The 18,012-nt window shown below is 45.4% G+C and carries 18 protein-coding genes; 9 read left to right on the forward strand and 9 right to left on the reverse strand.

The features are described 5' to 3' along the window. Positions 1-93: 93 nt before the first annotated feature. The 3 genes from HUU49_05135 to recA all read left to right on the forward strand — a co-directional run bounded on the left by HUU49_05135 (position 94) and on the right by recA (position 4,267). Positions 94-2,499 carry a DNA translocase FtsK 4TM domain-containing protein gene (locus HUU49_05135; GenBank protein ID NUM25964.1) on the forward strand — a complete coding sequence of 802 codons (2,406 nt, stop codon included), beginning with the start codon at positions 94-96 and terminating at the stop codon, positions 2,497-2,499. Positions 2,500-2,507: 8 nt separating this feature from the next. Continuing rightward, positions 2,508-3,200 (forward strand): helix-turn-helix domain-containing protein, encoded by a 693-nt coding sequence (locus tag HUU49_05140; GenBank protein NUM25965.1) that lies wholly within the window; start codon positions 2,508-2,510, stop codon positions 3,198-3,200. A gap of 68 nt (positions 3,201-3,268) precedes the next feature. Beyond that, on the forward strand, positions 3,269-4,267 hold the full coding sequence (gene recA / locus HUU49_05145; GenBank protein NUM25966.1) for a recombinase RecA: 999 nt from the start codon (positions 3,269-3,271) through the stop codon (positions 4,265-4,267). A gap of 197 nt (positions 4,268-4,464) precedes the next feature. Here the strand turns inward: recA and efp are convergent, their stop codons facing one another. Genes efp through rpsF form a run of 4 tightly spaced genes read right to left on the reverse strand, consistent with a single transcriptional unit; the run spans position 4,465 to position 6,226 of the window. Continuing rightward, on the reverse strand, positions 4,465-5,031 hold the full coding sequence (gene efp / locus HUU49_05150) for an elongation factor P (protein ID NUM25967.1): 567 nt from the start codon (positions 5,029-5,031) through the stop codon (positions 4,465-4,467). A 6-nt stretch (positions 5,032-5,037) separates the two neighbouring features. Then, positions 5,038-5,268: a 30S ribosomal protein S18 gene (locus HUU49_05155; protein ID NUM25968.1), complete on the reverse strand. Its 231-nt coding sequence runs from the start codon at positions 5,266-5,268 to the stop codon at positions 5,038-5,040. A gap of 16 nt (positions 5,269-5,284) precedes the next feature. After that, entirely contained in the window at positions 5,285-5,725 is a 441-nt protein-coding gene (locus tag HUU49_05160) for a single-stranded DNA-binding protein (GenBank protein NUM25969.1), read from the reverse strand. A 42-nt stretch (positions 5,726-5,767) separates the two neighbouring features. Beyond that, positions 5,768-6,226: a 30S ribosomal protein S6 gene (gene rpsF, locus HUU49_05165; protein ID NUM25970.1), complete on the reverse strand. Its 459-nt coding sequence runs from the start codon at positions 6,224-6,226 to the stop codon at positions 5,768-5,770. 205 nt (positions 6,227-6,431) lie between these two features. Between rpsF and HUU49_05170 the strand changes: the two genes are divergently transcribed. Then, positions 6,432-7,535, forward strand: coding sequence for an RsmD family RNA methyltransferase (locus HUU49_05170; protein ID NUM25971.1), 1,104 nt, complete (start codon positions 6,432-6,434; stop codon positions 7,533-7,535). Here HUU49_05170 and ychF read toward each other — a convergent pair. Continuing rightward, a complete protein-coding gene (ychF, locus tag HUU49_05175) occupies positions 7,519-8,568 on the reverse strand; it encodes a redox-regulated ATPase YchF (protein ID NUM25972.1) in 1,050 nt (349 codons plus the stop codon). The two genes, HUU49_05170 and ychF, sit on opposite strands and share 17 nt — an antisense overlap. Positions 8,569-8,738: 170 nt before the next feature. On the opposite strand from ychF, the gene HUU49_05180 reads away from it, so the two are divergent. The 5 genes from HUU49_05180 to HUU49_05200 all read left to right on the forward strand — a co-directional run bounded on the left by HUU49_05180 (position 8,739) and on the right by HUU49_05200 (position 14,666). After that, positions 8,739-10,196, forward strand: coding sequence for a hypothetical protein (locus HUU49_05180; protein ID NUM25973.1), 1,458 nt, complete (start codon positions 8,739-8,741; stop codon positions 10,194-10,196). Between the two features lie 18 nt (positions 10,197-10,214). After that, entirely contained in the window at positions 10,215-11,897 is a 1,683-nt protein-coding gene (locus HUU49_05185) for a hypothetical protein (protein NUM25974.1), read from the forward strand. A 168-nt stretch (positions 11,898-12,065) separates the two neighbouring features. After that, positions 12,066-13,526: a phosphoribosylaminoimidazolesuccinocarboxamide synthase gene (locus HUU49_05190; protein NUM25975.1), complete on the forward strand. Its 1,461-nt coding sequence runs from the start codon at positions 12,066-12,068 to the stop codon at positions 13,524-13,526. 120 nt (positions 13,527-13,646) lie between these two features. Then, positions 13,647-14,207 (forward strand): bifunctional nuclease family protein, encoded by a 561-nt coding sequence (locus tag HUU49_05195; GenBank protein ID NUM25976.1) that lies wholly within the window; start codon positions 13,647-13,649, stop codon positions 14,205-14,207. A 69-nt stretch (positions 14,208-14,276) separates the two neighbouring features. Further along, positions 14,277-14,666, forward strand: coding sequence for a hypothetical protein (locus tag HUU49_05200; protein NUM25977.1), 390 nt, complete (start codon positions 14,277-14,279; stop codon positions 14,664-14,666). A gap of 64 nt (positions 14,667-14,730) precedes the next feature. On the opposite strand, the gene HUU49_05205 is transcribed toward HUU49_05200, so the two are convergent. The 4 genes from HUU49_05205 to HUU49_05220 all read right to left on the reverse strand — a co-directional run. Continuing rightward, positions 14,731-15,600: a VIT1/CCC1 transporter family protein gene (locus HUU49_05205; GenBank protein ID NUM25978.1), complete on the reverse strand. Its 870-nt coding sequence runs from the start codon at positions 15,598-15,600 to the stop codon at positions 14,731-14,733. 3 nt (positions 15,601-15,603) lie between these two features. Beyond that, positions 15,604-16,434, reverse strand: a complete 831-nt coding sequence (locus HUU49_05210) for a bifunctional 5,10-methylenetetrahydrofolate dehydrogenase/5,10-methenyltetrahydrofolate cyclohydrolase (protein NUM25979.1) — start codon at positions 16,432-16,434, stop codon at positions 15,604-15,606. Between the two features lie 6 nt (positions 16,435-16,440). Then, positions 16,441-17,688 (reverse strand): serine hydroxymethyltransferase, encoded by a 1,248-nt coding sequence (locus HUU49_05215; protein ID NUM25980.1) that lies wholly within the window; start codon positions 17,686-17,688, stop codon positions 16,441-16,443. Between the two features lie 146 nt (positions 17,689-17,834). Next, positions 17,835-18,012 (reverse strand): hypothetical protein (locus tag HUU49_05220; protein NUM25981.1); only part of this gene is annotated, 178 nt, incomplete at its 5' end.

Consider the following 18,012-nt stretch of genomic DNA (forward strand, 5'->3'; position numbering starts at 1 on the left):
TTTTATGGTAAAATATATTCGTTCTATGCCTTATTACTAAAGGCAACTTAGCTTTATATCAACTTAAATTTTACCTAAAAACACAATTAGCGTATGGCCAGAAAAAAAGCAAAAACAAACCGAGTTAAAGGGCTTCGGGATCTGAATATCGGACGACCAAATATTGAAGTTTCTGATGAAACTAGGCGATGGATTGGTATTATTTTATTGTTCGTCGTGGGCATTATCTCGTTGTTGAGTCTGTTTGATGCGGCAGGCACAATCGGCGTATACCTAAACAATTTTTTCAAGCTGCTTTTTGGTATTAGCAGGTGGTACATCCCGGTCTTGCTGATTATTATGGCGTACTTTATGTGGCGCCCGGCTGAACATAATTTTAAGAATTCAAATATTGTTGGCGCGGTGCTTTTTATTTTAAGCTTTAATGGATTAATTCATATTATTTTTCATCAAAATGATCTTATTGATGCTGCTCGGTATGGGCTAGGCGGTGGCTATAGCGGTGTATTGTTTTCGTGGTTGTTTTTAAAATTTTTAGGATTTTGGGCCGGAATGATTTTGGCGCTAGCGTTAGCAGTTATTGGTTTTATCTTGATGTTTGAAAGTTATATCGTTGCAGCCTTGGAGCGCCGTTCATCGCGCGTAACTGAGGAAGATGAAGAAGTTGCTGGATTATTGTCAAAAATAAAGAATTATTTTTCCGAACGCAGCTATCAGAAAGCTCAAGCGTCACGTGATCGTCGCCAGGCTGAAGAGGATGAAGCATATGAGTATCCTGAGGATGAAGAAGAAGTGGCTGAAGAGGATGAAGAAGACGAGCCTTCCTTTTTTAACAGAGCGGTTGGTGTAGAAAAACATGGCGGCAAGAAGAATTTGTCTGCCGGCGCTGCTGAAGATGAAACGGATAATTCTAACGATGAGGAGGACCAGGAAACCAAAAAAGATTCTGCGGAACTTACTTCAGGAGTCAGAAAGTTTAAACAGATTCCCGTTGATTTGCCTCTAAGCCTGCTTGATGGCAAGACAACAACCCCTAAGGGCGGCGACCTTAAGGCGAACAAGATTATTATTGAAAAGACACTTAAAAATTTTGGTATCAATGTTGAAATGGGAGAGGCTCAGGTCGGCCCGACTGTTACGCAATATACTTTAAAGCCCGCCGAAGGCGTGAGACTGTCAAAGATTGCTGGATTGAGTGACAATTTAGCTCTGGCTTTGGCCGCTCATCCGATTCGAATTGAAGCGCCGATTCCTAACAAGTCATTAGTTGGTATTGAAGTGCCAAACCAAGCAACTGCGATTGTACCGCTGAAAGATATTTTGGTTAGTGATGTTTTTAAAGCCCGGCGGTCTAATTTGTCAATCGCTTTAGGTATGGACGTGATGGGAAAGCCTTGGCTGGCTGAACTTGAGAAAATGCCGCATCTTTTAATTGCCGGCGCCACCAACTCAGGAAAAAGCGTCTGTATTAACGCGGTTATTTTAAGTCTGCTATTCCAAAATGGTCCGGGCGAATTGAAGTTTATTATGGTGGACCCTAAGCGAGTTGAACTGCCGATTTATAACAACATCCCTCATTTGCTAACGCCGGTTATCACCGACACTAAAAAAACAGTCAATGCGTTGCGCTGGGCAATCAAGGAAATGGAAAAGCGCTTTGATATGTTGTCGGCCGCTCACCATCGTAATATTCAATCATACAATGAAGCTCATGAAGAAAAAATTCCTTACATTGTGATTGTTATTGATGAAATGGCTGACCTGATGGCGGCCTCTGGGCCGGAGGTTGAAGCCGCGATTGTACGATTGGCACAAATGTCACGGGCGGTTGGCATTCATTTGATCTTAGCCACTCAGCGGCCGTCGGTTGACGTTTTGACCGGGTTAATTAAGGCTAATATTCCGGCCAGGGTAGCTTTTTCGGTCACTTCTTTAGTTGATTCAAGGACAATTTTGGATCAATCGGGTGCGGAAAAATTGCTTGGTAAAGGAGATATGTTGTTTGTTTCAGCTGAAATGTCAAAACCAAAACGATTGCAGGGTGCGTTTGCATCAGATGAAGAAATTAAGAGAATTACTGCTCATCTTAAAAAACAAGCTGAACCAGATTATATGGAAGAAATTATTGATAAGCCACAGGCTAGTTTTGGTGATTTTTCCGCTGGTGATGGCGGTGATGGCGGCGACCCGCTATTGCAGGAGGCTAAAGAAATCATTTTTCGAGCTAAAAAAGCTTCAGCCTCTTTGCTTCAGCGCCGGCTACGGGTTGGATATGCGCGGGCAGCTAGAATTTTAGATTTACTTGAGGAGCAGGGCGTGATTGGTCCGGGCGACGGCGCTAAGCCGCGGGAGGTGTTGATTACGAGTTTGGAAGATGATACAATAAAAGACTCCTACGAAGAGGATGAAACTGATGAGCCGTATGAAGAAGATGAAGATTTTGAAGAGGATGAGATGGAAGAAGATGAAGATGATCAGTCGGATGATCGATATAAATAATTCTAATTATGGCCGGCTTTAGCTATAAAAAAATTTCTAATCCGCTGAGTCTGGGTCAAGAGCTGTCAGAGCGACGTAAAAAACTTGGACTAGAACTTGCCGATGTTGCCCACCAGATTAATGTCTCAGTCAAATATTTAGAGGCAATTGAAGAGGGGCGATATGATCAATTGCCCGGTGAGGTGTATGCTAAAAATTTTTTAAGGTCTTACACCAAGTATATTGGTTGCGATTATTATGATTTTTTGAAACGGTATCAAAGCGAACACACGGTATACAAAAAAACTAAATTGCGAGGAGTGGCTGATTTCAGTAAACCGGTTGAGCGGATTTCGAAAATGCATTTGATTGTGACGCCAAGACTTATTAGAACATTTATTGTACTGCTGTTGGTGATGAGCTGTTTTGGGTATTTGGGAATAAAAGTAAAAGCGATTGTGACGCCTCCAGAATTAGTGGTTGCTACTCCAGAAGATAATTTAAAGACGGATAAAAATTTTATTGAAGTGGCTGGACAGATTGAGGCGGAGTCAACGCTGGAAATAAACGGACAGCAAGTATTAACTGATCAGGACAGTCGTTTCAATGAAACAATTGATTTAAAGCCGGGCGTTAATATTATTGAAATTACCGCCAAGAAACGCCATGGTCAGCAGACTAAAGTGTATCGGCAGGTTGTGTTATTGGGTCAGGAGGGTTAAGATAAAAATTAATTAAGTAATAAACAGAAATTATGGTAAAAAAAGACGACAAATCAACAGGCGCAACGATGTCCGATCGTCTCAATGCCGCGCAGCAGGCGATCGAACAGATTAAACAGAAATTTGGCGACGGCTCAATAATGAAATTAGGGGAGGCAAAGCGCATGGAAGTTGATGCAGTATCAACCGGTTGTTTGTCGCTTGATGTTGCTTTGGGTGTCGGCGGTGTACCGCGCGGCAGAATTATTGAGATTTTTGGTCCGGAAGCTTCCGGTAAAACCACGCTTGCCCAACATATTGTCGCCGAAGTTCAAAAAGAAGGTGGTTTAGCGGCGTTTGTGGACGCTGAGCATGCGCTTGATCCTGATTATGCCAAAAGAATTGGCGTGAATATTAAAGATTTATTGATTTCCCAACCCGACACCGGCGAACAGGCTTTGGAAATTGTTGAGACACTGGTTCGTTCCAATGGCGTTGATGTAATTGTAGTTGACTCGGTGGCGGCCTTAACACCAAAGGCTGAAATTGAAGGAGACATGGGAGACACTCATATGGGTTTGCAAGCTCGGTTAATGAGCCAGGCCTTACGAAAGCTAGCCGGCATTGTTTCAAAGAGCCACACAACAGTTATTTTTATTAACCAGGTTCGTCATAAGATTGGTGTCTTTTTTGGTAACCCTGAAACTACTCCAGGTGGCAACGCGTTGAAATTTTATTCTTCGGTTAGGATTGAAGTGAGGCGCGCGGCCCAAATTAAGATGGGAGAAAAAATAATTGGTAACCGCGTGAAAGCAAAGATTGTTAAAAATAAAGTGGCGCCGCCATTTCAAGCCTGCGAGTTTGACATCATGTATAATGAAGGAATTTCAATTGCCGGTGATGCGCTTGACCTTGGTGTTGAACATGGTGTCATTAACAAATCAGGCAATAGCTACAGTTTTGGCGAAGAAAAATTAGGTGTTGGTCGAGAAAACGCCAAAGCGTTTTTGAAAGAGAATACTAAGTTGCTCAAGGAAATTAAAAAACAAATTTGGCAGAAGATAAAAGCAGTTGATAAAAAGGAATAGTTAAACGGTTTAGACCAAAATATAAAAAAATCAGCCGCTTTAGCGGCTGATTTAGTTTTACCCTTTGACTTTGCGGCCCTTACGGCGGCGAAGTTCTTTGGTTTTGGAGGCGAGCTCACGTCCCTTTTTGGTATTTTTTTGGGCGTGTTTGACTCGAGCCTTTTTGGCACTATTCATTCCCATAGTTTTGAAAGTTATTATTCAGTCACCCGTTCGACGTATTCGCCGGTATCGGTGTTTACTTTAATTATATCACCTTCTTTGACAAAAAGGGGAACATTAATTTCGTGACCGGTTTCAATTTCTGCGGTTTTTGTAACTTTGCCCTGAGCTGAATCACCCCGCACCCCCTCTGGGGTGCTGATAACTTTGTAATCAACTTTAATTGGCAATTGGATGGTCAGCGGCTGATCGTCTGTCTTTAGCAAAGTGACGGTTAATCCTTCTTTAAGGAAATATTTTTTATCGCCGATTTTGTCTTCATCAAAGGTAAACTGTTCGTAGGTTTCATTATCCATAAAGTTGTAGCCGGATTGGTCGCTGTACAAAAAGTTTACTTTACTTCTGGTTAAGTCGGCGTCATCAAGGCTGTCAGAACCCTTTAAGGTTTTTTCTAAGACTTTACCATCAACCAAGTTTTTAACTCGTAACCGCAAAATCGCTCCGCCACGGCCCATCTGGACATGTTGAGTCCAGATGACTTCGTAGGGTTGGCCGTTGATTTTGCAGATGGTTCCTTGTTTAATGTCGCTAATTGAGAGCATAGGAATCTATTTGTTGGTAAATGGTAAAAGTGACATAATCCGTGCGCGCTTGATAGCGGTGGCTAGTTTGCGCTGATGACTAGAGCAAACAGCACTTCGTTTGCGCGGCACAATTTTACCATAAGAGGAGATAAACCGGCGCAGCGTCTGGATATCTTTGTAATCAATGTCATTGACGTCGTTGGTGCAGAAATGACATGTTTTTGGTTTGGTTAGTAAGGTGTTAGTTTTTGGCATATCGTAAAATGTTTAATTAGAACGGAATATTTTCAACCTGAATTTCATCTTCACTGGTTGGTTCTGGCTGACTAAAGTCGTTTGAGCCCGAACCCTGATCGCTTGGACCGCCGAAGCCGGAGGTGGTGCCTTTGGTATCAAGCATAATCATGTTGTCGGCAATAATTTCAGTGCGATAGCGTTTAACACCGTCTTGGCCTTCCCAATCTCTGGTTTGGAGGCGACCTTCAATATAGACTTTATTACCCTTTTTCAGATACTGAGAACAAATCTCTCCAAGTTTTCGCCAGGCAACAATATTATGATACTCGGCTCGCTTTTGCTTTTCGCCGTTAGCATCAGTCCAAACAAGGTTGGTAGCAACACTGAAACTACAAACAGTTTGGCCGGAAGGGGTAGTTCTGGTTTCCGGATCTCGGGTTAAGTTGCCGATGATCATGGCTTTATTTAAGTTCATAGGATTATTATTATGAGTTAACGCGCTTGTTGATTGAGTTAATTACATGATGTCGCCTTCAAGAATTTGATCTAGTTTCTGATCAAGGTCTTCAAGCTTGAGACGATCTTTGTCGTCTGGCGCTTTTTCGTCGGCTGGTTTACTAGCACCGTCGGCGGATGTCAAAGCAGGTTTTGCTTTGGTGATGTTAGTTTTGATAACCGTTTTTCTGCTCAAACTGCGCTTAACAATAATGTGGCGCAATAATTCTGAACTGAGTTTTAGATTGCGGCTTAAGTCTTTTAGCTTACTGCCTTCAAGATCAAATTCATACAGCAGATAGTAGCCCTGATGATTTTTACTGATTGGATAGGCAAGCTTTTTTTTGCCCAAACTTTCTTCAAGGGTAATCTGGCCACCGAATTTTTTGATTTCGTCAGCCACTTTTTGTTTGATCGGCTCCAACTCTTCTTCAGTGTAGTTGGCGGCGACCAAATACAACAATTCATAGTGATTGGTCATAGTTTTTTATAAAAAATGCCCAAGGTGTTTCCTTGCGCTATGTAACTACGGTTACGTATTGTGAGAAAGACACCTTTCCTTATCTCTAGGTTGGATAAGGATATTGTCCCTGCAGTAAAGGCGGGACTGGAAAAGGCTTAATTGTTAAGTATGAGCATAGTATCATGATTTTCCGGAGTCGTCAAGTGTGCTATACTCATGGTATATGAAATACGTTTTTATCTTAGGGCACAACCCTAAATTATCAACGGCCGAAGTTTTGGCGGTATTACCGACCTCTAAGATTGTCCGAGAAACGGGGTCTTTTTTGATTATTGATAGTTCAGAGATTGATTGCCAAAAAATTCAGAATCGGCTGGGAGGAACGGTTAAAGTCGGCAAGATTTTAGCGGAGAAAATTGACAAGAATTTGATGGTTGAAATATTAAAACAGCTTAAGAAAGATAACAAATTAAATTTTGGATTGAGTTATTATAATAGTAATAAAGATAAACTTGGCATGGAAATCAAAACCCAATTAAAGGAAGCGGGCGTCAGTTGCCGCTTGGTGGTGAGTAAAGACAAGGCTTTGTCGTCGGTGGTGGTGACTAAAAATCGGGTTGTTGATTTTTTAATTTTAGAGAATCGTTGGCTGGGATTGACCGAAGCGGTGCAGGATTTCGAAGACTATGGCAATCGTGATTTTGGCCGGCCGTCGCGCGATATGTATTCGGGCAGTTTGCCGCCAAAATTAGCAAAGATTATGATTAACCTCGCTCAGTTGCCGCTTGGTGCGAGAATTTTAGATCCGTTTTGCGGCTCTGGCACTGTTTTGCAAGAAGCGATTTTGCTTGGGTATGAGAACGCTATTGGCGCTGACGTTTCGGATAAAGCAATAAAGGATACTAAAGATAATCTACAGTGGCTGAGCCATAACCTCAACGTGGCTATTGATAAAGTAAAAGTTTATCATCATGATGTCAGAAGCATTTCTCAGGTTGTAACAAGCGTTGATGCTGTTGTTACAGAACCATTTTTAGGCCCGCCATTGCGTGGAAATGAAAAAGAGTATGCCATTAAAAAAAACATTGAAGTGTTATCAGAACTTTATTTGTCGGCATTTCACGAATTTGCAAAGATAGTGGATCGTGAAGGCAAGATAGTGATGGTGTTGCCGGAATTTCGGCTTGGTCGCGAAGAATTAAAAATGCCTATTTTGGATAAAATAAAAAAGATGGGTTTTTCCCAGCTTAATAAGGACAGATTGGTGTATGGTCGGCCCGACCAAAAAGTTTGGCGTCAGATTTATGTGTTTAAGCGCCAACTTTGAAGATGACCACGTCACCGTCTTGCATAATGTAGTCTTTACCTTCAAGCCGGACCAGGCCTTTTTCTTGAGCAGCGTGCCAGCTACCGGCCGTCAATAAATCCTGCCAGTTGACAATTTCGGCTTTGACGAATTTTTTTTCAAAATCGGTATGAATCACACCAGCCGCCTGTGGAGCTTTGGTGCCGATCGGAATGGTCCAAGCCTTAGTTTCTTGAGGCCCAGTGGTCAGAAACGTCATTAACCCTAAAATAGCAAAAGCTTTTTTGATTAATTTATCCAGCCCGGACGATTCAATTTGTAATTCTTTTAGCATGGCTTTAGCGTCGTCAGAGGAAAGTTCGGAAAGTTCAGCTTCAATTTTGGCGGAAACGGTTAAGTAATCAGTTTCTTGATATACTTTATCTTCATCAACGTTCAAAACATAAATCATTGGCTTCATTGTCAACAGGTTCATATCTTTGATCAATTCTTTTTCTTCTTTGCTAGTGATAATTTGTGACGCCAATTGACCGGACTCAAGTCCGGTTTTTAGTTTTTCCAAAATTGGTTGAATGGCTTTAGCGTCTTTGTCATTGGCATGCAATCCCTTAATATTTTTTGAGAGACGTTTTTCTAATGTTTGCAAATCAGCGAAGATCAACTCTAGGTTAATTGTTTCGCGGTCAGATTCCGGATCAACTTTATTAGCGACATGAATGACATTGCTGTCGCTAAATTGCCGCATTACTTGAACAATTGCATCTACCTCGCGGATGTTAGCCAGGAATTGGTTGCCAAGCCCTTCGCCTTTGTGAGCATCTTTAACCAAGCCGGCGATATCAACAAATTCAATGGTGGTTGGCAAAGTTTTTGCCGATTTAGACATCGTGGCCAACTGATCAAGCCGTGCGTCTGGCACTGGAACGACACCAACGTTTGGGTCAATGGTACAAAACGGATAATTAGAAGCATCGACCTGTTTTTTAGTCAGGGCTTTGAAAAGGGTGGATTTTCCGACGTTGGGCAAGCCAACAATGCCAATTGAAAAACTCATAACTTCCCTAGTGTAGCAGATGTTGGAAGTTTGTTCAATGATTCTGGTTGACTTTTTGGCTTATTTTTGCTAGTTTTAAATCGCATTATGGTCTTTTCGGAAGGGAAAGACTTGTTTTTTTGACAACTTGAAACTAGTGTTGGAACTACTAAAAGGATGAAAGCCGGCTTATGACTGAACTGCAACAAAAGCTACGAACAGATTTGCCTGGCAACCCCAGGTACCAACCCCAGGTTTTGGTTCCGTATTTTGGTTATGACCGCCTCTGTCGTTTCATCGGTGAGGTGGAAGTTGCCAATCTGCAGGTGCTCGGCGAGATCGACGTGATTCCACCAGAGGACGCCAGATTTTTGACCGAAGAAATGATTGCGGCGATTTTGGACATTGCGACAACGCAAGTTGACAAAGTTGAACGCGAAATCACTAAGCACGACATTCGGGCGTGGGTACGGTGTGCCCAAGAAGTGGTGGCGCTTAGATTGCATCCACCGGAATTGTTGAATCGCTGGATTCACGTGCCGCTGACCAGCTACGACCCGATTGAAACGGCACGCGTACTCCAGCTGGTTCGGGCGTTTGACGGCGTCATTAAGCCGTTGACCAAAGAAGTGATTTTGATTTTGGCCGAACTGGCCGAACGTTTTGCTCACCAATTGCAGGTTGGACGGACCCATGGCCAACATGCGCTGCCAATCACCGTTGGCTTTTGGCTGGCAACGATTTTGAGTCGTATCATTTATAACTACCGGAAGCTGGAAGAGCATGCTTCGCAATTGGTGGGAAAAATCTCGGGTGCGGTCGGCGCTCACAACGCGCAGATTTGCCTGGGATTAAATGATCGCTGCGGCGGTAAAAGCTATGAAGAACTGGTGCTTGCTAAGCTTGGTTTGAAGCCAGCGCGAATCAGCACCCAAATCATGCCGCCGGAACCAAGCGCGTATTTCTATTTTTCGGCGCTGATGTTGTCGGCTAGTTTTGGCCAGCTTGGTCGTGACGGTCGGCACCTGATGCGTACGGAGATCAACGAGATTGCCGAAGGGTTTGAGCCGGGGCAGGTTGGTAGCTCAACCATGGCGCAGAAGCGTAACCCCATCAACTTCGAGAATCTTGAGGGGATGTTTTGGCGGACCAAAAATGAGTTCGGCAAAGTGCTTGATACGGTGATTTCTGAACATCAGCGGGACTTGGTCGGCAGTTGCGTGGCGCGCGACTTTCCGATTATCATTGTTAATTTGTGTCAGCAGCTTTCAACGTTGCTACGCAAAAACAAACCGGGCGTGGAATTTCTGCGCTGCCTGACGGTGAACGCCGACGCCTGCGAGGCGAATTTAGCCAAGAGTGCAAATACCATTTTGGCCGAACCGTTGTATATTGCGTTGCAGATGGCCGGTTATTCGGGCGACGCGCATGAATTGGTGAATCGGGAGCTCGTGCCCCTGGTTAACCAGACCGGCCGGCCGTTGATTGAAGTGGCACAACTGCAAGCCGCTTCGAATTCGGAATTAGCTGCTGCGTTAGAGTTGATTCCTGGTGACGTCAAAGATTTACTTGGTCAACCTGAGCGCTACATTGGCGACGCGCCGGCCAAGACCATGGAAATTGTTACGCTCGCCCGAACAATCGTGTAGAACACGGGAGGTAGAAACGTGAAAAGTACGAAACCGCAAAAACCATTGGCGCTATTAAGCGTCACCGATAAGTCGGGTCTTGCCGACTTTGCCCGCGGTTTGGCTGAATCGGCCGGGCTGCGGATTGTTTCAACCGGCGGTACGTTCAAGACGCTTAAGCAGGCCAATGTGGCGTGCTGGCCGATTGAGAAAATCACCGGTGTGAAAGAGTTTTTGGACGGACGGGTTAAAACCATTCATCCGAAAGTGGCGGCGGGCATTCTAGCCCGGCTCAACAAACAGCATGAGCGTCAGCTCAGAGCACGGCACATCCAGCGTATCACGCTAGTGTGTGTCAATTTGTATCCGTTCGCGCAAACGGTGAAAAAGCCTGGTGCGACGTTTGACGAAATCATTGAGCAGATCGATATCGGCGGCATTCTGCTCCTTCGCGCTGCGGCCAAGAATCATGCCGACGGCGTGGTGGTGGTTTGCGATCCGGCTGATTACGATTTGGTGCTCGAGGCCTACCGCGCTGACGGCGGACCAAACGACGAGTTCCGGCTGGAGCTCGCCCAAAAGGCGATGCAGCTGACGGCAACCTACGACGCGATCATCGCCGAGTACTTAGCGCGCCAGCTTGATATTGACCTGACGTTTCTGGCCTTGCGCGGCGATAAGGTGTTGCGCAAGCCGGAGAACAACTATCAGGGACGCTCGGTTTTGTGCCAGAACATTTTGGCCGAACCCGATTTGTTGGCTTGGTCAAACTGGACGATTGTGGCAGGTAACCCCGGCCACATCAACATCTGCGGCGGCGATAGCGCGCTGCGGGTGATGTGTCGGCTGGCTGAAGCGTTCCGGAGGAATTTCGGCCGGGTGCCGTTCATCGCAATCGCGTGTAAGCACGGCAATCCGTGCGGGCTCGGCGTTGACTGGGTTGAACCAGCACGCGCAGTGCAGCGCTGCATGACTGGCGATAAAGACGCGGTCATGGGCGCGGAAGTGATGACGAACTTTGAGGTTGATGCTGAAACCTCAATCTGGATTCACGTTGTTTCCGACGACATTCGCGATCAGGTTGGGCGACCCTACTGGGGCGCGGATGTAGTGTTTGCTCCGTCGTTTACTTCGGCGGGCAGATCACTATTGAACACTCGTTCACCCGAACGCCATCTGTTGGCCAATCCGGCCTTGCTTGATCCGCAATTGCCGAGCCAACGGTATGAGATTCGACCGGTACGGGGCGGCGCGCTCATTCAGGGTGCGGCTGATTTCATCTTTGATTCCCGAAAGGTTTCGGAATGGATCGGCGGGGAACTGTCCGGTGATGACTTGGCAACGTTGTTAGTTGCCTGGGCTGTTGCGTGGGAAGGGGTGAGCAATTCGGTCGTACTGGCGAAAAACCTGCAATTGATTGCGGCCGGACTCGGCCAGCAAGATCGGCGCGGCGCTACGAAACTGGCGCTGATGCGGGCTGCTGACGCCGGTCACGACGTCGCAGGAAGCATGTTTGCGTCAGACGGCTTTTTCCCATTTGCCTTCTCGGCAACCGGTTCGGCGTTGCTTGAAGCAACAGAGCTATTGTGTGATGCGGGCTGTTGTGGCGGCGTGGTCCCAGCCGACGGCAAACGTTGGCAGGAGGTTCGACAGTTTTTCTTCGCCAAGCAGATGATCGTCGCCGCGCTGGAGTCGCAGTATCGTGGCTTTGCCAAACACTAGCATTTCGTTTCTTTGACCTTAACCGCAGCAATTTTTTCAAAAGTTGTTCTGCGGTTTTTTATTTTTTGCGTTGACTTTTTGGCGATAATTTGGTAATTTTGGCAAAGCAATTTAGAAAGGTTTTCACGTGAAAAAGCCTTTCTAAAGAAACCGTGGAGGTACCTTACAATGGCGAAATTGCCGCCGAACGTGCAGTACATTGGCCCTGAGAGTTTGGGGCTACCATTGGCAACCGGTAAGGTGCGAAACACCTATGCCGTGCCTGGACATGACGATTTGCTGTTGCCGCTGGCAACCGACCGTCTTTCCATTTTCGACTTTGTGCTTAACGCACTGGTCAAAAACAAAGGCGAGATTTTAAACGCCATGAGTGTTTTTTGGCGCTTACGCCTGTTGGCTGATCGGTGTCCGCATGACCTAGTGGCGTGCGGCGCAGCGATTGATGATTTTTTGTTGCCCAGTCTGCGCGGCAACATTGAACTGCAAAAGCGCGCCGTTGTGGTGCGTAAACTCAAGATGGTTCCCCGCGAGATGATCGTGCGCGGATACCTGACCGGCTCTGGCTGGCCAAAGTATCAAGAGACCGGAGAGGTCTGTGGCCATAAGTTGCCGCCTGGGTTGCACGACGGTTCAAAGTTACCGTATCCGATTTTCACACCAACCAGCAAGGCGACAGTGGGACACGATGTTCACGTTGACGCCAACAGCGTGGTGGCGGAATTTGGTTTCGGTTACGAGCGGACCGTGCTACAACTGTACGGATTGGCACGCGACTTTTGCGCCGAACGTGGCATTCTTTTGGTTGATACCAAGTTTGAGATGGGCGAAGGCGTTGTCTTTGGCGACGAACTGTTGACGCCCGACTCCAGCCGATTTTGGTCGCGTGACGCCTGGCTTGCGGCCCAAGCCAAAGGCAAGGTGCCACCAGCGTTTGACAAGGAATTTGTCCGCACTTGGGGCAAGGGTCTTGGCATTGACAAACGCAATCCGGAAAATCCCGATGATGTTGATTGGGTGCACGCGCAAGTCGTTCCGCCAGAGATCTTGGCGACAACGACTCAGATTTACCGCTACATTTTCTGGCGCCTGACCGACAAGAAGCTGGAAGTGTTTCAGGCTGACGAGATGGGTATTGACGTTGACCAGCCCGAAATCAACGTCGACGTTGTCGTTGGCAGCGAAAGCGATTTGCCGCAGGTTACCAGCGCGGTTGAAGAGGTGCGGGAGCTGTCTGGTGCCGGACAAGTTCGGTTGCACGTGTGCAGCTGTCATCGCAACCCCGACATGCTGCGAATGTACATTGAACAGCTCAAGGATGTTGACGTCATCGTAGCCGGTGCTGGCAAAGCGGCGGCGCTACCGGGCGTTGTCAAGAGTTGGCTTGGCCATTTCGGCAAAGATCATATTCCTGTCATTGGCGTGGCGTTGGAGGGGTCTGACTATGCCGACAATGACGCGGCGGAACTGTCCATTGCTCAGTTGCCCGGCCAGCCGGTTGAACTTGACGCCGAAGGCAGGGTTTATTTTGGGGCGCAAGGGATGCGTCGGGCGCTCAAGGCGGCGGTGGAGGATGAATTCCTGCCGCGTAAGATTTCGCCCAAGGAGGCAAAGTTCAATATCGGTGCGTGAAGCATCGTTATCGTTACCGGCCAGATTGATACATGGGTATCGCTGGCCGTTTTTATTTGACTTTCGCTTTATTTTTAGCCTAAGATAATCCCATGGACCTTAACCGTGGAGGAGGCCACCATGATGCCAGAAGAAAGTTACCGTCTGGTGCGTCTAGTTTGTGTGATGAACACAAACCAAGGCCCGGCCTTAATGCTTTCTGACGAGCAGTCGGACCAGTCTTTTTTGATCATGATTTTGGTGCAAGACGCGGACATGATCAGCCAGATATTATCTTTGCGTGAGCAAGGCGTCACGTTGCCGGTGCCAACAACCTATGAACTCTTTGAGTTAATGCTTGAAAAATTTGACGCGCGGGTTTCTTCCGTGCGCATTACGGGCATTACTCCGGAGGGCAGGTTTTGCGCCGAGCTGGACATGTATCGTGGTGACGATTACTATCCGACAACAGCGCGCGTGTCTGACGCAATTGGCTTGGCCGTAGCGTTTGATGTGCCCATTCTGGCGGCGGAAGAAGTATTCGATCGAGTGAACATTATTAGGTTTGAAGTGATTGATCACGCCGAACCTGACGACGGTATTGCTGGATTGCCCGATGGCGGGTTGTCGCCAGCTTCTTTGGACGGGTCAAGCGTATTGCAGACGCTTGACGATGCTAATCGCGACGGACATTTGAATTGAAGGGTTAGAAGCTAACCCTTTTTTATTTGGTTGACTTTTGAATGGTAGTGAAGGTATTATTAATATTGTATGGAGGATAAAAAATTGGGATATTTAAAAACAGCAATGCTTTTGGTGTTTTCTTTTTTTATTTTAACCGGCTGCGGTGTGGTTGTTGAAATGTCAAAAACAATTACTCAAAAAACGCAGATTGAGCAGCTTAAGCAATCTCAAAAAACCGCCGCGATTATCAACTGTCAGGAGCTGTGTCAGGATAAACTTTCCACTAACGGTATTGAGGCTGATGACAGCCCCTGTTTAAGCAATCAGATTATTGAAGACTGGGTATGTGATATTGCCCATTCGCCGCGTCAAGAAATTGATAATCTGCCGGAAAATCAATGCGAGGCTTTTCGTACGGGGCAGGCGCATCACTTTGTTGAACTTGACGGCAATTGTAATGTAATCAAAGTGTACTAATATTTAGTTATTAGTAAATAAAAAAACGAACTAATTTTTTGATCAGCTCGTTTTTTATTTTATCTTAAACCTCAACACCAAAAATGATTTTGACAATCCAGCCGACGCCAAAAGAAAGCGAGGCAATACCAAGACTGATAATAGTCATTTCTAAAAATCTTTTTTTGAATGGCAGGTTTTGGGCGATGGAAGTATAAAAAGTAAAAAGCAAAATGACGATAATAGCATTAAAAATAGTCCAGACTAGCGACAGATAAATGTTCTTGACGATTAAATATGGAGCGATCAAAAATAATACGGTGATAACGTAGGTAATGCCGGTATAAATTGACGCTCGAAGCGGCTCTTTGCCGTCATTTTCTGATTTGGTTGATAAATATTCAGAAGCGGCCATAGAAAATGAAGCGGCGATACCAGTGATAAGACCAGTGACGGCAATAAGTTGAGCGTTTTGCAGGGCAAAGGTTAAACCGGCCAGCGCGCCAGTTAGTTCAACAAGCGCATCGTTTAAACCAAGAACAATTGAGCCGACATATTTTAATCTTTCCTCATTTAAAAGATTGATGAGTGCACCTTCGTGTCGGTGTTCGTCTTTGATGACTTGATTTGCTTCCGGTAACACCTGAGCAATTTCTTGGTAGAGTTTTTGGGCTGATTTTTCACCCTTTTCCATGAGGCGGATACCAAACGTAATGCCAAGTATCCGTGAAATAATATAATATTTAAGAATGTTAAACCGGCTGGGGCCGACTTTGACGCCAGAATACTGTTCCCAAAAGTGATAATGTCCAAGCTCGTCTTCGGCAATTTCTGCCAGAATTCTTTCATTGCCATTTTGTTTAATTTTTTGAGATAATTTGCGGTAGACGTAATACTCAGTGATCTCGTTTTTCTGGGCTTTTAAAATAAGTTTTTTAGTCTGTTGGTCAATCATACATTATAGGCTTAGTTGATAAGTATTTTCTAATAACATGGCAACGGTTAATGGGCCAACGCCGCCAGGCACGGGGGTAAGCCAGGAGGCAACTTCAACAACATCTTTAGCAACATCACCTTTCCAGGTATTTTTGCCAACAAGTGTGGTCCCAAGATCAATAACGATGGCACCGGGCTTGACCATTGATTTATTAATAAGTCCGGGTTGTCCGACAATAGAAATTAAAATATCGGCTTGCACGGTCTCTTGCGATAAATTGGCATCCGGTGTGACAATCCTTGTTTTTAGGCCGAGAGCAGAGAGATTTTTTTTAAGCGGCTGAGAAAAAATTGGATTTTTTGCCAGCACTACCGCCTGTTTATTTTGTAGGCTTTCTTTTGTTTCTCGTAAAACAAGATCAATAGCTTTAATTAATGGTGAATTAACTGCCGCCTGGTCTAAATTTTTGGGGTGAAAGCCGTCAACATCTTTTTGGGGACTGATTCGGTTGATGATTGTTTGGGTATTAAATTTTTTTGGAATTGGTACCTGAATGATAATCGCATCAATTTCCGGATCCTTGTTAAGCCAATCAATCATTTCAAGAATTTCAGCTTCGGTAATGTTTGGGTAAAACTCACCACCACAAAAATAACCATGAAAATTGATGCCAACTTTTTGGCAGGCTAATTTCTTTTTTTCAACGTAGCGCCGGGAAGCCGGATCATCACCAATTAAAATCACCGCCAAACCGGGGTGGTGTTTTGATTGGCTGATTTTATTTTTTAGTTCCAGTAGTAGTTCCTGGCTGATTTTGTCGCCGTCGATTAATTGGGCGGTTTTTTTTGACATGGCAGTTTACATCCCTTCGTAAATCGGAAATTGCTTAACCAGTTCGGCGACAGTTGCTTTTAGCTCAGCGTGAATATTAGTATCTTTAATATTCTTTAACTGTTTGGCAATAATGGTGCCGATAATTTTCATTTCTGACTCCTTCATGCCACGGGTGGTGAGCGCCGGAGTACCAAGACGGATACCCGTTGGTTCAAAAGCTGAACCGGGGTCGTAGGGGATGGTGTTACGATTAGTGTAAATGCCGCCATCGGCTAAAACTTCGGATGCAGTTCGGCCGGTAATCTTTAGCGGGTTACAATCAATTAACATAAGATGGATATCAGTGCCGCCGGAAACCAAACGAATACCTTCGTTGAGCAGGGCATTTGCCAACGCTTTGGCATTTTTAACAATTTGGTTGCCGTATTGTTTAAATTCCGGTTTTAGAGCTTCATTAAAGCAGACTGCTTTGGCGGCAATAACGTGTTCGAGTGGCCCACCCTGCATGCCGGGGAAAATTGCTTTATCAATGTCTTTGGCAAATTTTTCTTTGCTTAAAATGACGGCGCTGCGCGGACCACGCAATGTTTTATGTGTTGTGGTCATGACAAAATCAGCATGCGGAAATGGTTGAGGGTGATCGCCGGAAATGCATAAACCGACAAAATGAGAAATGTCGGCTAAAAGCAGGGCGCCAACTTCGTCGGCAATGTCTTTCCAAATTTTAAAATCAAAAATTCTCGGGTAAGCCGTGGCGCCGGTGACGATTAATTTTGGTTTTTCTTTTTTAGCCATGGCACGTACCTGATCATAATCAATCATTTCAGTTTTTTGGCTAACGCCATATTGGACAAAATGATAGAGCTGGCCCGACAGATTAACCGGGTGGCCGTGTGTTAAGTGTCCACCCTGATCAAGTTTCATACCCATAACGGTATCGCCTGGCTTGAGTGTTGCTAGATAAATTGCCAGGTTAGCCGGACTGCCGGCATTCGGCTGAACATTGGCATGTTCGGCGTTAAACAATTTTTTAGCGCGGCTGATTGCTAAGTCTTCAACTTGATCAATATATTGGTTGCCGGTGTAATAGCGTTTGTGTGGGTAGCCCTCGGCATACTTATTTGATAGAGTGCTGGCCATTGCTTCCAGGACGGCAATGGAGGCGTGGTTCTCGGAAGGAATCATCGCCAGACCGTCTTGCTGACGCTTGGTTTCTTGATTGATTAGGTCGAAAATTTCAGGATCTTGTTGTGCTAAGTGTTCGTATTTCATAGAGGTAGTATTTATTTAAGCTTATCAAATAAAAAACCGCCTGTAAATTTAGCTAAAAGTAGCTTGGTCTAAAACAAGGCGGTTTGAAAGTTATTTGAATTCCAGAGACTCAAAAATCATGTTTTTATCTTAGCAATTTTAAATTATTATAGCAAATCATCTGGACCCCCTACCGGGTTTTCTTCATCCACTACCACTGGCTGGGGTTCGGGTTCTGCGACTTCTTCTTCCTGTTGTACCACCTCGTCAGTTGGGTATTCGCAGGTACCGTCATCATTCGTAGCGTCTTGGCTGTAGTTAGTGGCAGTTTGATCCGTACAGCCA

Source organism: Candidatus Buchananbacteria bacterium (assembly GCA_013359225.1).
Classification (GTDB): Bacteria; Patescibacteriota; Patescibacteriia; order Buchananbacterales; family UBA6539; genus JABWCG01.